This is a genomic window from Streptomyces sp. NBC_00306 (assembly GCF_036169555.1).
Classification (GTDB): domain Bacteria; phylum Actinomycetota; class Actinomycetes; order Streptomycetales; family Streptomycetaceae; genus Streptomyces; species Streptomyces achmelvichensis.
Map to the genome: position 1 here is coordinate 5,430,231 of NZ_CP108032.1, position 13,619 is coordinate 5,443,849.

The window sequence follows — 13,619 nt, forward strand, 5'->3', positions numbered from 1 at the left end:
TCCGTGAGAGACCTGTTTTCGCGAGTGCCCCCTAGGGCTTAGGACAAAAGTCCAGGGTCAGTATGGGACTGGTGGCCGAACATACCGAGGGGCTCGGAGGTGGCGGATGAGTGAGCAGGGGCGGGAGCCGAGAGCGCCGTTCGGGGTGGCCGAAGTGACGGGGCCGTCCATGTATCCGACGCTCAGGCACGGCGATCAACTGCTGGTGCACTACGGCGCCGAGGTGAAGCCCGGGGACATCGCCGTGCTGCGCCATCCCCTCCAGCAGGATCTGCTCATCGTGAAGCGGCTGGTGGAGTGGCGCGAGGACGGCTGGTGGGTGCTGGGGGACAACCCGGGGGCCGAGGGCGACAGCCGGGTGTTCGGATCGGTGCCCCACGAACTGCTGCTGGGGCGGGTGCGGGGGAGATACCGCCCGCTCGCGGAGGATCAGCGATCCGCCCGCGGGCTCGCCTCCTGGGCACTCTCCGCGGTACGTCCCGTACTCTCCGACCGCTCGGTCTCCAGGCGCTTGCGGGCCCGGTAGGCGGCCACGTTGGCACGGGTCGCGCAGCGGTCCGAGCAGTAGCGCCGGGAGCGGTTGGTGGAGGTGTCGAGGTAGGCGTTGCGGCAGGGCAGCGCCTGGCACAGACCGAGCCGGTCGACCCCGTACTCCGTGAGGTGGAACGCCAGACCCATCGCGGCGATCGCGGCGTATCCGGCGGTCGCGTTCGACGGGTGGTCGGCCAGGTGCATGTGCCACTTCGGGCGGCCGTCGTCGTCCCGGAAGTCGTGGCCGGAGATCTGCGGGCTGACCGGAAACTCCAGCAGCAGCGAGTTCAGCAGGTCGACGGCTCCCGTCTCGTCGCCGCCGTCGGCCGCCGTGAAGACCGCCCGCAGCCGGCCCCGTACGGAACGGAACCGGGTGACGTCCGCGTCGGTCGCGCGGCGCGCGGACTGTGTGGACTCGCCGAACAGTTCCCGTACGGCGTCCACCGAGGTGAGGGAGTCCTTGTTACGGGCCGGCTCCTCGGTGTTGACCAGGCGCACGGCGTAGTCCGAGTAATAGGCCAGTTCCACTTGTAGTCCTTACCGCGGCGGTCTAGGGTCTGCGTAACAGCTGATGCTGCTTCGAGGGTATTACGGACGGGAGGTTTCCGGTGTCGGAGACAGTGACGAGCAAGGGTGCGGGCACCGACTGGCAGGCCTGGCAGGAGAGCTGGGACCGCCAGCAGGAGTGGTACATGCCCGACCGCGAGGAGCGGTTCCGGATCATGCTGGACATGGTCGAGGCCACGGTGGGCCCCGAACCACGAGTGCTGGACCTCGCGTGCGGTACGGGAAGTATTACGGACCGGGTCCTCAAGCGGTTCCCGAAGGCCACCAGCACGGGTGTCGACCTGGACCCCGCCCTGTTGACCATCGCCCGGGGCTCCTTCGCCGCCGACGACCGCGTCACCTTCGTCACCGCCGATCTGACCGACCCCGACTGGACGTCGCACCTGCCGTACGACGCGTACGACGCCGTGCTCACCGCGACCGCCCTGCACTGGCTGCGCAGCGGACCGCTCGCCACCCTCTACGGGCAGCTCGCCTCGCTCGTGCGCACCGACGGCGTCTTCATGAACGCCGACCACATGATCGACCGCACCACCCCGCGCATCAACGCCGTCGAGCGCGCCCACCGGCACGTCCAGATGGAGCGAGCCAAGGAATCCGGAGCGGTCGACTGGGCCGAATGGTGGGCACTGGCCGGTCAGGACCCCGTCCTGGCGGAGCCCACCGCCCGCCGGTACGAGATCTACGGCGAGCACGCGGACGGCGAGACCCCCTCGGCCCGGTGGCACGCCGAGACGCTGCGCACGGCCGGCTTCGGCGAGGCCCGCCCGGTCTGGTGCTCACCCTCGGACACCCTGCTGCTCGCGCTGAAGTGACCCGGCTGCCGGGGCGCTGACACGCAACGCACGGGAGGGCGGTACGGACCAGGTCCGTACCGCCCTCCCGTGTGACGACTCCTGTACCGGCGCCGTCCGGAGAACCTGCTAGAGCACCTTCGACAGGAACGACTTCGTCCGGTCGTGCTGCGGGTTCGTCAGGACCTCGCGGGGATGGCCGGACTCGACCACCACACCGTCGTCCATGAAGACCAGCGCGTCGCCGACCTCACGGGCGAAGCCCATCTCGTGCGTCACGACGATCATCGTCATGCCGTCCTCGGCGAGACCCCGCATGACGTCCAGCACGTCGCCGACCAGCTCCGGGTCGAGCGCGGAGGTCGGCTCGTCGAAGAGCATCAGCTTCGGCTCCATCGCCAGCGCACGGGCGATCGCCACCCGCTGCTGCTGGCCGCCGGAGAGCTGCGAGGGGTAGTTCCCGGCCTTGTCGGCCAGGCCCACGCGGTCCAGCAGCCGCTCGGCGCGCGCCCGGGCCACGGCCCTCGACTCGCCCTTGACCTGGATCGGCGCCTCCATGACGTTCGCGATGGCCGTCATGTGCGGGAACAGGTTGAAGCGCTGGAAGACCATGCCGATGTCCCGGCGTTTCACAGCGACTTCGCTGTCCTTGAGCTCGTAGAGCTTGTCGCCCTTCTGGCGATAGCCGACCAGCTCGCCGTCGACGGACAGCCGGCCGGCGTTGATCTTCTCCAGGTGATTGATGCACCGCAGGAAGGTCGACTTGCCGGAGCCGGACGGACCGATCAGGCAGAAGACCTCACGCGGCGCGACCTCGAGGTCGATTCCCTTCAGGACTTCGACGGATCCGAAGGACTTGTGGACGCCTTCCGCCTTGACCATGGGGTTCATGACGAAACTCCCTTCGGGCGGCGGAACGAGAACACGGTGGTCCTGACCTTCTGCCAGGGGGTGAGGGGAAGGCTGCGGCTCGAACCGCGTGCGTAGTACCGCTCGAGGTAGTACTGACCGACACTGAGGATCGACGTCATGATCAGGTACCACGCTGCGGCCAGGAAGAGCATTTCCACCGGCGCACCGGAGGTCTGGCCGATGTCCTGGGCCTGGCGCAGCAGTTCGTAGTACTGCACAGCCGCTACCAGCGAGGTCGTCTTCAGCATGTTGATGACCTCGTTGCCCGTCGGTGGCACGATCACCCGCATCGCCTGCGGGATCACCACCCGGCGCAGGGTCTTGCCGTGGCTCATGCCGAGTGCATGCGAGGCCTCGGTCTGACCTTCGTCGACCGACAGGAGGCCGGCACGGCAGATCTCGGCCATGTACGCGGCCTCGTTGAGTCCCAGGCCCAGCAGCGCCGTCAGCAGCGGCGTCATGAAGTCCGACCACTCGTCCTTGTAGAACGGGCCGAGATTCACGTACTCGAAGACGAGACCGAGGTTGAACCAGACGAACAACTGGACCAGGACCGGGGTGCCCCGGAAGAACCAGATGTAGAACCAGGCGATCGATGAAGTCACCGGGTTGTGGGAGAGCCGCATCACCGCAAGGACGATGCCGCCGACGATGCCGATGGCCATGGACAGCACGGTCAGAAGCAGTGTCTGACCCATGCCGTCGACGATGCGCTCGTCGAAGAAGTAGTCGGGGACGGCGCCCCAGTTGATCTTGCCTTGGGAGAAGGCATAGACGATCGCGGCGAATGCGGCGATCGCGAGGACGGCGGTCACGTACCGGCCGTAGTGCCGGACCGGGATGGCCTTGATGGCCTCCGGTCCGGCGGACGGCACGGCGTCCGCCGGATCCGTCTTCTTGATGTCAGTCACGGGGTGCCTTTCAGTACCGACGCGGTCGTCTGCCGGTCAGGAACCGCCGTTGACCTTGGCTTCGGTGACCATTCCAGCACTGACGCCCCACTTGTCCATGACCTTCTTGTACTCGCCGTTCTTGATGATCGCGTCCATGGCGGCCTTGAGGGCATCGCGCAGCTCCTCGTTGCCCTTGGCGACCGCGATGCCGTACGGGGCGGCCTCGACCTGCTCGCCCACGAGCTGGAAGTCCTTGCCGCCACCAGAGGTCTTCACGGCGTAGGCCGCGACCGGGTAGTCGGAGGAACCGGCGTCGGCGCCGCCGGCCCGCAGACGGGTCTGGGCCTGCTGGTCATTATCGAAGGCCTCGATGGCGATCGCACCCTTGCCGCCCTCCGTACACTTCTTCGACTCGGCCTTGGCCAGGTCTTCGGAGACGGTGCCGCGCTGCACGACGATCTTCTTGCCGCACAGGTCCGACCAGGAGGCGATGCCCTTGTCGGCGCCCTTCTTGGTGTAGATCGAGACGCCGGCGCTGAAGTAGTCGACGAAGTCGACACCCTCGCCGACCTTCTTGCCGGTCGCGGAGTCGACACCGTCCTGACGGTCCTTGGTGTCGGTCATCGCCGACATCGCGATGTCGTACCGCTTGGCCCGCAGGCCAGTGATCAGCGTGTCGAAGGTGCCGTTCTCGAACTGGAACGTCACACCGAGCTGCTTGCCCATGGCGGCGGCGAGGTCCGGGTCGATACCTGCCGTCTTGCCGGCGCCGTCCTTGAACTCTACCGGCGGGTACGCGATGTCCGAACCGACCTTGATGACGCCCTTGTCGCGGATCGACTGCGGAAGCTTGTCGGCGAGCGGGGCCGCGCTCGTCTGGGTGGAGTCGCTACCCGAATCGCTGCCTGTCTGGTCACCGCAGGCGGTGAGGAGCATCGCGCCCGCGACCGCGATGGCGCCGACCGCGGCGATCCGGGTCCTGGCGGCGGTCGTACGACGAGTGGTGCTTGCGGTCATGATCGGGGTCCTCCGGCGGGTGAGGGAAGTGCCATTTCAGCGGTCGTGCACTCATCTTCGAGTGTCGCCACCTTGTGTGTTTTCGGCATCTTGCCATTCGGACTAGCCCATTCAGGGGGCCACGCATGTCAAAATCGGGTAACGGGACACCCCCGACCCCCTCCCGGGCCGGTACATCACGACCGGACCATTCACGGGAATACCTGCTTCCGACCGGAAGATCTGCGGCTCGTAGCCTGCTACGGGCGGCATTCAGGGCGCGTAGCTGACGTGTCCTGACATTCGGCGACGAGTCGTGTCAGCAACTGGATACCGACTCGTCGCCGGTGCTCCTGGTCAGGTAAGAAGGACGCTTACACCCCTCATCCGGGGCTCAGGGCGCGTGTGCGGCGCGCCCGCGCGTATGTACCTCCCCCCGCCGGAGCGGGCCAACCGCCGAGGCAGGGCACGTACGCGGTGCCCGCCCACCCCTCCTCAACCAGGAGTGGAAACCCTCAACTGATGAAGACTTAAGGGGTCAAACACATGGCAGCGGAGATCGTCAATCCTCGCAGCGACAGCGGTTCGGAGAGTGCTCCCGAAGAGCCCTTCGATCCGGCCTTCGCGCTGCATCGCGGCGGCAAGATGGCCATCCAGGCCACCGTGCCGGTGCGGGACAAGGACGACCTGTCCCTCGCGTACACACCCGGCGTCGCCAAGGTGTGCAGCGCGATCGCCGAGCAGCCCGAGCTCGTCCACGACTACACCTGGAAGTCCCAGGTCGTCGCCGTCGTGACGGACGGGACCGCGGTGCTCGGTCTCGGCGACATCGGCCCGGAAGCCTCTCTTCCGGTGATGGAGGGGAAAGCGATCCTCTTCAAGCAGTTCGGCGGCGTGGACGCGGTCCCGATCGCGCTCGCCACGACCGACACGGACGAGATCGTCGAGACCGTCGTGCGCCTGGCGCCCTCTTTCGGCGGAGTGAACCTCGAGGACATCTCGGCGCCCCGCTGCTTCGAGATCGAGCGCAAGCTCCAGGAGCGCCTGGACATCCCCGTCTTCCACGACGACCAGCACGGCACGGCGGTCGTCACCCTCGCGGCCCTGCGGAACGCGGCGAAGCTGACCGGGCGCGGCCTGGGCGAGCTGCGCGCCGTGATCTCCGGCGCGGGCGCGGCCGGGGTGGCCATCGCGAAGTTCCTGCTGGAGGCCGGCCTCGGGGATGTGGCGGTCGCCGACCGCAAGGGCATCGTCAGCCGTGACCGCCAGGACCTGAACTCCGTCAAGCGTGAGCTCGCGGAGATCACCAACAAGGCCGGGCTGAGCGGCTCCCTGGAGACCGCGCTGGCCGGCGCGGACGTCTTCATCGGCGTCTCCGGCGGGACCGTGCCCGAGGCGGCCGTCGCTTCGATGGCCCCCGGCGCGTACGTCTTCGCCATGGCCAACCCGAACCCGGAGGTCCACCCCGACGTCGCGCACAAGTACGCGGCCGTCGTGGCGACCGGTCGCAGCGACTTCCCGAACCAGATCAACAACGTGCTGGCCTTCCCGGGGATCTTCGCGGGCGCACTCCAGGTGCGGGCGTCGCGGATCACCGAGGGCATGAAGATCGCCGCGGCGAACGCGCTGGCCGACGTCGTGGGTGACCAGCTCGCCGCCGACTACGTCATCCCGTCGCCGTTCGACGAGCGGGTCGCTCCCGCGGTGACGGCGGCGGTCGCGGCGGCGGCGCGCGCCGAGGGTGTCGCACGGCGCTGACCACCTGACCACCCGGCCGGTCTCCGGCCGCGGGCGTACGGGCTACGGGCCGTGCCGCGCTCCGAGAGGGGCGCGGCACGGCCCGTACGCGTTCACGCGCGGCGCGGCCCCCGTTCCGGCGGGCTTCTGCGGGATCGCCCCCTGCGCCGATTCCCTCGGGCCTTTCGGCCGTACGGGTGCCCAACAGGTGCGGTCCGGCGTCACCGTGGCCGGGGGCGGCGCGGTGCGTGTCACACCGTTGTGTGGTTCCGCCGCGTCGTGCCGCCGCCCTAAGGTCAAGGTCATGTTCGCCGCCTACGCCGCCCGCATCGACCGTGACGCCCCGTTGAACGGCCTCGAACTGGGTGAACGCCCCGCGCCCGAGGCCCGTCCCGGCTGGACCACCGTCACCGTCAAAGCCGCCTCCCTCAACCACCACGACCTCTGGTCGCTCCGGGGCGTCGGCCTCGCCGAGGACAAGCTGCCGATGATCCTCGGCTGCGATGCCGCCGGCATCGACGCCGACGGCAACGAGGTGGTCGTCCACTCCGTGATCGGACAGACGGGTCACGGCGTCGGCCCCGACGAGCCGCGCTCGATCCTGACCGAGCGCTACCAGGGCACCTTCGCCGAGCAGGTCTCCGTCCCGGCCTGGAACGTGCTGCCCAAGCCGAAGGAACTGACCTTCGAGCAGGCGGCCTGCCTCCCGACCGCCTGGCTCACCGCCTACCGCATGCTCTTCACCAACGCCGGTGTCCGGCCCGGTGATTCGGTCCTCGTCCAGGGCGCGGGCGGTGGCGTCGCCACTGCCGCGATCGCGCTCGGCAAGGCGGCGGGCCTGCGGGTGTACGCCACCAGCCGCGACGAGGCCAAGCGCAAGCGCGCCGTCGAACTGGGCGCCGAGGAGGCGTACGAGCCGGGCGCGCGACTGCCCCGGCGCGTGGACGCCGTCATCGAGACGGTCGGTGCCGCGACCTGGTCCCACTCGGTCAAGTCGCTGCGCCCGGGCGGAACCCTGGTGATCTCCGGCGCGACGAGCGGCGACCGCCCCTCGCACGCCGAACTCACCCGGATCTTCTTCCTGGAGCTCAAGGTGGTCGGCTCGACGATGGGCTCCAAGGACGAACTGGAAGACCTCCTCTCCTTCTGTGCGGCGACCGGTCTGCGTCCGGTGATCGACGAGGTCCTGCCCCTGGACCGGGCCCGTGAGGGGTTCGAGCGGATGGCCGGCGGCGACCTCTTCGGGAAGATCGTGCTGACGCCCTCTTGATGGACCGTCAGGTGTGCTGATGGGATCCGCCCCATGCGCGCACGCCGAACGATCCGGACACTGATCGGCTGCCTCCTCCTGTCGGTGGCGGGGATCCCGGTCCCCGCCGCGGCCGCCGGTCCGCCCGCTGCCGTGGGCGGCGGTCCGCCTGGGGCGTCCTCGGGCGGACCGGCGCTTGTCTCCTCTGCCGTGGGTGCCTCCGGCCCCGTGGGTGCCTCCGCCGCCTCGGGCGCCGTGGGCCCGAGTGGTATTCCGCCGCTTCTGGACGACCGGGGGCGGACCCTCACGCTGCGAGGCTGGAACGTCGAGGACAAGACCGGCCGCGGAGACCAGGCCCTGAAGGCGATCACGGAGAAGCACTTCCGTGATCTGCGGGCGAACGGCTTCAACTTCGCCCGTCTGCTGGTCTTCTGGGACGATCTCGAACCCCGCCGCGGCCACTACAGCGCGGAGTATCTGCGCAGGATCGAGCGGGTGCTCGACTGGGCCCGCGCCCATGGCATCCAGGTGCTGATCGACGCCCACCAGGACGTCTTCGGTCCCGCCTTCGGTCACCGCGGGATCCCCGCCTGGGCGACCCGCACCGACGGCCTCCCCTTCACCCCGCATCCCGACGACTGGTTCGCCGAGTACTTCGAACCCGCCGTGCAGCGCGCGTTCACCCATCTCTACGAGGACGACGATCTGCGCCGGGCCCAGGCGCAGATGTGGCGCGTCCTCGCCGGCCGGTTGGGGGACCACCCGGCCGTCTTCGGCTACGACCTGATCAACGAGCCCATGGGGGAACTCCGACAGGGCGAGGATCTCCCCACGGCGGCCCGCCGCATCGAACGCGATCAGCTGACGCCGATGTACAACCGCCTCGCGGACGCGGTGCGTTCGGTGGACGACGAGAGCCGTCTCTTCATCGAGCCGACGCCGATCGTCGGCGAGGGGGTACCGACCGGCCTCGGGCGGATCGACGACCCTGGGGTCGTCTACGCACCGCACTTCTACAACGCCGCGATGGAGGCGGGCGCGGACTACGACCCCTCGGCGGGCTGGATCGAGTCGTACGAGACGGCCGTCACCGTCTACCCCCGTACGTACGGCGTACCGGTGGTGGTGGGGGAGTGGGGTCCCCTCAACAACTCCCTTCCGAACATGGGGCGCTTCTACCGTGACGCCCTGACTTCTCTGAACCGCTACAGCTCGGGCTGGGCAGGCTATGTCTGGTGCTACGGCGGCGGGTACTGCGCGCTGGACGAACGCGGCCGCTTCCGCACGAACAAGGAGCAGACGGCGACCCCCTATGCCGCCGCGGTCGCGGGCCGTGTGATCTCCGACGCGCACGACCCCGGCCTCGTTCCCGGCCTTGCCCCCGGGCAGGACCCCGGCCTTGTCTCCGGGCAGGACCCCGGGATCGATCCCGGGCTCGGGACCTATCGGCTGACGTACCGGGCGTCGATGCGGCCCGGCACGACGGAGATCTCGCTGCCGCCGAGCGCGTCCGAACGGCGGATCTCCGTGACCGGACCGGCTGTCGCCGACATCCGCACCGCCGTGGCCGGCCGGTCGCACCGGGTGCGTGTCGCAGCCCTCCCCGGCGCGCGCATCACCGTCTCCGTCACTCCTGTCGGACGACGATGAAGTCCCCGCACCGGCTCTCGCCCTCCGCCAGCGCCTTGCCCAGCCGGCGCAGATGCCCGGGCGTCAGCTGGAGCGGCGGTTCGTCCGGCTGATACGTGGTGCCCCGGGGATAGTCGTGGTCGGGGACGGTCGTCATCTCTATGTGGCAGCCGAGCACATGGGTGACCGGTCTCGTCTCGCAGAAGGCGATCAGGCGGTCCACGGTCGTGGCGAAGGCGGCTGTGTCCTCGACGTACACCCGGCCCGGGTAGAGCGAGTCGCCGGTGAACAGCAGCCCGGTGTACCGGTCGTGGAAGACCACGGCCGCCTCCTGGTGGCCGGGGCCGGGCAGCAGATCCAGCACCCGGCCGCCCAGATCCAGCTCCACCTGCCCGTCCGGCCAGTCCCGGAAGCCGAAGAACTCCCGCACCTCGGCGAGCGACGGCCCCACGATCTCCGTGTGCGGGCGGTCCGCGAACTGAAGATCACCCGCGATGTGGTCGCCGTGCCCATGGGTGTGGGCCACGACCAGTCCGTACGGCGCGCTTCCCGGGGTGCGGGGATGGCGGGACAGCCAGCCCTCGATCAGCTCGTCGACGGTCGCGCGCAGCGGGAAGTGGGCGGGGTCGGCGGTCGCGCCGGAGTCCAGCAGCAGCGCGCGTTCGTTCCCGAACAGCAGGAAGAGGAACGGGGCTTCGAAGTGCACCGACTTGTTCTGCCGCAGGATCGCGGTGTGCTCGCCGTACGCATGCACCTGTATCTCCGGAGCGGGGTCGTGCTTCGGAGAGGGCCAGCCGGCATGCCAGGGGACGTCGAGGGTGCCGGCCACGGGTGAGGACGTGCGGAAATCGATCACGAGACCACGGTACGGCGGACGGTTGTCAACCTGGGTTGACTGTGGACAACTGTCAATGTAGGTTGACAGTCATGACGGATGCAACGGATCTCGCCGAACGGGCGGGCGACCGGGACCCCCGGGTCGGGCTGCGAGCGGTGGCCGCCCTGCGGCGGCTTCTCGAACAGCTCGAGGCCGTGCAGGTGCGCAGTGCCCGCAACCAGGGCTGGTCGTGGCAGGAGATCGCCGCCGAGCTGGGTGTCAGCCGGCAGGCCGTGCACAAGAAATACGGGAGGCAGTGATGTTCGAGCGCTTCACCCGCGACGCGCGGGAGGCCGTCACCAACTCCGTGGCGCGTGCGGAGAAGGCGGACGCGGACTCCGTCACCGAGGAACATGTGCTGCTCGCGCTGCTGGACCAGCAGGGCACGAAGGCCGCGTTCGCGTTCTCCGCGCTCGGCGTCACGGACCGGCGGGCCTCGGTCGAGACGGCCCTCGCCGAAGGACGGCGCCGGGGCGGCCTTTCCAACGCCGACGTCGAGGCGCTGGCGGGGTTCGGCGTCGACGTCGGCGAGATCGTCGCGCGCGTGGAGGAGGCGCACGGGCCGGGTGCCCTGCAGGCGTCGAAGAGGTCGAAGTCCTGGTGGTCCGGGCACCGGCCGTTCACACCCGCGGCGAAGGAGGTGCTGGTCAAGTCGCTGCGCATCGCGACGGGCCGGGGTGACCGGGCGATCGGCGGCGAGCATCTGCTGCTGGCGCTGACGTCGGGGCCGGGGGTGGTGTCGGAGGTGCTGGCGGACCACGGGGTGACGTACCAGTCACTGGAGAGGGTGCTGTTCCCGGTCCGCGCGTAGGGTTCTGGGCGGTGATGGCTGAGCCCCTTGTTCGGCCCGGGCCCTTGCGGCTTGGGCCGAGGTGCTTGTGGCTGAGCCCCTTGTTCGGCTCGGGCCGTTGCGGCTTGGGCCGAGGTGCTTGTGGCTGAGCCCCTTGTTCGGCTCGGGCCGTTGCTCGCTGCGGGGCGTTGTGGCGCGGCCGGTTGTCCAGCTCGGGCCCTTGTGGTTCAGCTGCTTGTTCGGTGCGGGTGCTTGTGGCTCGGGCCGAGGTGGTTGTGGCGCGGCCGGTTGTGCGGTTGCTGTCCCGGTGCCGTTCCGGGGTCATGTCCGGGACTGCGGTCCTCACCGCGCTTCGCGCGAGTTGCGGGCGCTTTGACGTCCCGGACACGACCCCTGCACGTCCCCGTCCCTGAACTCCACCAGTGCGGTACGCCCCTCGCCTCACCCACGCTCGCAGCGCACCCCTGTTCACGGAGGGTCGCGGGGACGGCGGGAGGGGGGCGGGGGCGCAGGAGGGGGGTGTCCGGACGTCAAAGCTTCAGCAACTCGCGCGAAGCGCGGTGAGAAAGCAGTCCGGACACCCCCTCCGGAGAACCCGAACCCCGCACCCACCCACCAACCCGGCGCAGCCGCACCACAAGAACCCGCACCGGACAAGAAACCCGCACCACAAGAACCCGCACCGGACAAGAACCCGCACCACAACAGGGGCGCACCACAAGCACCCGCGCCGGACAAGAACCCGCAGCACAAGGCCCCTCACAAAGGGACCCGCACCGTCACTTCCGCCGCAGCACCGCCGCCACATGCGCCGCCGCCGTCGACAAGTGGCGTCGCGCCTCGCGCAGTTGCGCGTCCGTCACCCCGTTGTCCCGCGCCGCGTCCCGGATGTCGTCGCGGAAGCGGTCCAGCAGGCGGTCCAGGTCGCGGGCCGGTTCGCCCGTCGTCTCCGTCCCCGACGGCCACTCGGGATCGACCTGCACACTCTCGGCCTGCGGAGCGTCATCCGGTACCGACTCCGTCGGCTCTCGTTCCGGCTTGCCGTACGGCCACCCGCCCCCGCGCGCCAGCCCGCCGAGCTGGGTCGTGAGCTCCGAGAGCCCCTCCCGTACGCCCGTCGGCCAGTCGCCCCGCGTGAAGTGGTCCTGCATCTGGTCCTGGACCTGCTTGGCGATCCGCTGCATCTCCCGGCGGGCCGTCTCCTGCGCCTCCTTGGCCTGGCGCCGTGCCTGCTGGGCGTCCTCGCGGGCCCGGCGCGACTCGTCCTTTGCCCGGCGTGCCTGCTCCTGCCACTCGTGGGTGACCTTGCGCAGTTCCTCCTTCGCCGAGCGCCAGGCGGCCGCCTCGCCCTTCTCCGTGCCGGAGGACTGGCGCGTCTGGGACGCCGCCGCGCGCATGTCGCTGCGCAGCTTCCCCGCCGCGCCGCGTACGTCGTCGCGGATCTCCGCCGCCAGTTCGGACACGGACTCGCGGATCTCCAGCTCCAGGTCGGCCAGTTCACCGCTGCGGCCGGCCAGTTCCTCGCGGCCCGCGTCGGTGATCGAGTAGACCTTGCGGCCGCCCTCGGTGGCGTGGGTGACCAGGCCCTCGGCCTCCAGTTTGGCGAGCCGGGGGTACACGGTGCCCGCCGAGGGTGCGTAGAGGCCCTGGAAGCGCTCCTCGAGGAGACGGATCACCTCGTAGCCGTGGCGCGGGGCCTCGTCCAGGAGCTTCAGCAGGTACAGGCGCAGACGGCCGTGGGCGAAGACAGGCGGCATGTCAGAGCACCTTTCCGGTCGGGGCGGCCTCGTACGGTTCGTCGTCCTCGGGTGGCCGGCGCAGCAGGGCGATGGAGCCGGAGACGGTCGTGGCCCGGAGCGTGCCGGTGCCCGCGCCCAGCGTGCCGGTGATCTTCTTCGCGCCCCACTGACCGCTGACCCGGAGGTCGTCGAAGGCGTTGGACACGGCACCGCTCGCGGTGTTGGCCTCGACCTGCGCGTCCGTGGGATGCGGCAGCCGGATGGCGACCTCGCCGGAGACGGTCGTGAGCTTGATGTCGGTCGGCTTCGGCACTCCGTCCGCGTCGAGCACGGTGAGGTCGACGACCATGTCGCCGCTGACGGACTCGGCCCGGACGGAGGAGCCCGCGCCCTCGATGACGGTCAGATCACCGGACACGGAGTTGTAGCGGAGGCCGCCGGTCACCGAGTGGGCCTCCAGGTTCCCGGAGACACTCTCGGCGTGGACGTCCCCGGAGAGCCGCACCAGTGTGGTGTCCCCGCTGACCCCCCGCACGGACGTCGCTCCCTTGATGCCGGAGACGACGGCTCCCGCGCCGACGACGCCGACCTCGACCCGCGCCCGGGAGGGCACGGCGAGGGAGACGACCGCCTTGCGGTGCCAGCCCTTGGGGTCGAGCCACTTGAGGAAGCCCTTCCAGGGCAGATCCTCGTAGGCGACCGTGAGTGTGGAGCCCTCGTGGGTCACGATCAGCGGGGGGCCTTCGATCTCGCTGATCTCGAGGCGGGCGGAACCTTCGTCCGTGCCCACGACGTTCACCGTTCCGTTGACGATGCGCACATTGAGCGCCGTCACGGGCTCGTCGAAGGTGAGCTTCCTCGGCTCGGAGACTGCCCACGTCGAATCTGTCATGACCTGACCTCCC

14 protein-coding genes are annotated in these 13,619 nt (G+C 69.7%); 7 read left to right on the forward strand and 7 right to left on the reverse strand.

From position 1 onward, the window contains the following. Positions 1 to 106 precede the first annotated feature (106 nt). Positions 107 to 526 carry a nickel-type superoxide dismutase maturation protease gene (gene sodX, locus OHA05_RS24380; RefSeq protein WP_313944178.1) on the forward strand — a complete coding sequence of 140 codons (420 nt, stop codon included), beginning with the start codon at positions 107 to 109 and terminating at the stop codon, positions 524 to 526. On the opposite strand, the gene OHA05_RS24385 is transcribed toward sodX, so the two are convergent. Further along, the gene (locus OHA05_RS24385; RefSeq protein WP_313944177.1) at positions 430 to 1,059 is read right to left on the reverse strand and encodes a CGNR zinc finger domain-containing protein; all 630 of its coding nucleotides are present in this window, start codon (positions 1,057 to 1,059) and stop codon (positions 430 to 432) included. The two genes, sodX and OHA05_RS24385, sit on opposite strands and share 97 nt — an antisense overlap. A gap of 164 nt (positions 1,060 to 1,223) precedes the next feature. On the opposite strand from OHA05_RS24385, the gene OHA05_RS24390 reads away from it, so the two are divergent. After that, the gene (locus OHA05_RS24390; protein ID WP_313948872.1) at positions 1,224 to 1,913 is read left to right on the forward strand and encodes a class I SAM-dependent methyltransferase; all 690 of its coding nucleotides are present in this window, start codon (positions 1,224 to 1,226) and stop codon (positions 1,911 to 1,913) included. A 108-nt stretch (positions 1,914 to 2,021) separates the two neighbouring features. Here OHA05_RS24390 and OHA05_RS24395 read toward each other — a convergent pair whose 3' ends face one another. The 3 genes from OHA05_RS24395 to OHA05_RS24405 are packed head-to-tail and all read right to left on the reverse strand — an operon-like array spanning position 2,022 to position 4,714. Beyond that, positions 2,022 to 2,783, reverse strand: a complete 762-nt coding sequence (locus OHA05_RS24395; RefSeq protein ID WP_313944176.1) for an amino acid ABC transporter ATP-binding protein — start codon at positions 2,781 to 2,783, stop codon at positions 2,022 to 2,024. Further along, positions 2,780 to 3,715 carry an amino acid ABC transporter permease gene (locus tag OHA05_RS24400; protein ID WP_313944175.1) on the reverse strand — a complete coding sequence of 312 codons (936 nt, stop codon included), beginning with the start codon at positions 3,713 to 3,715 and terminating at the stop codon, positions 2,780 to 2,782. The genes OHA05_RS24395 and OHA05_RS24400 overlap by 4 nt, the downstream gene beginning before the upstream one ends. 36 nt (positions 3,716 to 3,751) lie before the next feature. Next, a complete protein-coding gene (locus OHA05_RS24405; RefSeq protein WP_328861712.1) occupies positions 3,752 to 4,714 on the reverse strand; it encodes an ABC transporter substrate-binding protein in 963 nt (320 codons plus the stop codon). Positions 4,715 to 5,239: 525 nt separating this feature from the next. Here OHA05_RS24405 and OHA05_RS24410 point away from each other — a divergent pair. From OHA05_RS24410 to OHA05_RS24420, 3 genes are all read left to right on the forward strand, one after another. Beyond that, positions 5,240 to 6,451: an NAD(P)-dependent malic enzyme gene (locus OHA05_RS24410; RefSeq protein WP_313944173.1), complete on the forward strand. Its 1,212-nt coding sequence runs from the start codon at positions 5,240 to 5,242 to the stop codon at positions 6,449 to 6,451. A gap of 283 nt (positions 6,452 to 6,734) precedes the next feature. Further along, positions 6,735 to 7,700 (forward strand): zinc-binding dehydrogenase, encoded by a 966-nt coding sequence (locus OHA05_RS24415; RefSeq protein ID WP_313944172.1) that lies wholly within the window; start codon positions 6,735 to 6,737, stop codon positions 7,698 to 7,700. Between the two features lie 33 nt (positions 7,701 to 7,733). Then, positions 7,734 to 9,329, forward strand: a complete 1,596-nt coding sequence (locus OHA05_RS24420; RefSeq protein WP_328861713.1) for a glycoside hydrolase family 5 protein — start codon at positions 7,734 to 7,736, stop codon at positions 9,327 to 9,329. Here OHA05_RS24420 and OHA05_RS24425 read toward each other — a convergent pair. After that, the gene (locus OHA05_RS24425; RefSeq protein ID WP_313944170.1) at positions 9,307 to 10,164 is read right to left on the reverse strand and encodes an MBL fold metallo-hydrolase; all 858 of its coding nucleotides are present in this window, start codon (positions 10,162 to 10,164) and stop codon (positions 9,307 to 9,309) included. The two genes, OHA05_RS24420 and OHA05_RS24425, sit on opposite strands and share 23 nt — an antisense overlap. A 71-nt stretch (positions 10,165 to 10,235) precedes the next feature. On the opposite strand from OHA05_RS24425, the gene OHA05_RS24430 reads away from it, so the two are divergent. Together OHA05_RS24430 and OHA05_RS24435 are read left to right on the forward strand one after the other, a co-directional pair. Continuing rightward, entirely contained in the window at positions 10,236 to 10,445 is a 210-nt protein-coding gene (locus OHA05_RS24430; RefSeq protein ID WP_037851906.1) for a helix-turn-helix domain-containing protein, read from the forward strand. Then, positions 10,445 to 10,996, forward strand: a complete 552-nt coding sequence (locus OHA05_RS24435) for a Clp protease N-terminal domain-containing protein (RefSeq protein WP_328861714.1) — start codon at positions 10,445 to 10,447, stop codon at positions 10,994 to 10,996. The genes OHA05_RS24430 and OHA05_RS24435 overlap by 1 nt, the downstream gene beginning before the upstream one ends. Positions 10,997 to 11,754: 758 nt before the next feature. Here the strand turns inward: OHA05_RS24435 and OHA05_RS24440 are convergent. Beyond that, positions 11,755 to 12,732, reverse strand: coding sequence for a PadR family transcriptional regulator (locus tag OHA05_RS24440; protein WP_313944168.1), 978 nt, complete (start codon positions 12,730 to 12,732; stop codon positions 11,755 to 11,757). 1 nt (position 12,733) lies between these two features. Then, the gene (locus OHA05_RS24445; RefSeq protein WP_328861715.1) at positions 12,734 to 13,606 is read right to left on the reverse strand and encodes a DUF4097 family beta strand repeat-containing protein; all 873 of its coding nucleotides are present in this window, start codon (positions 13,604 to 13,606) and stop codon (positions 12,734 to 12,736) included. Positions 13,607 to 13,619: the final 13 nt, after the last annotated feature.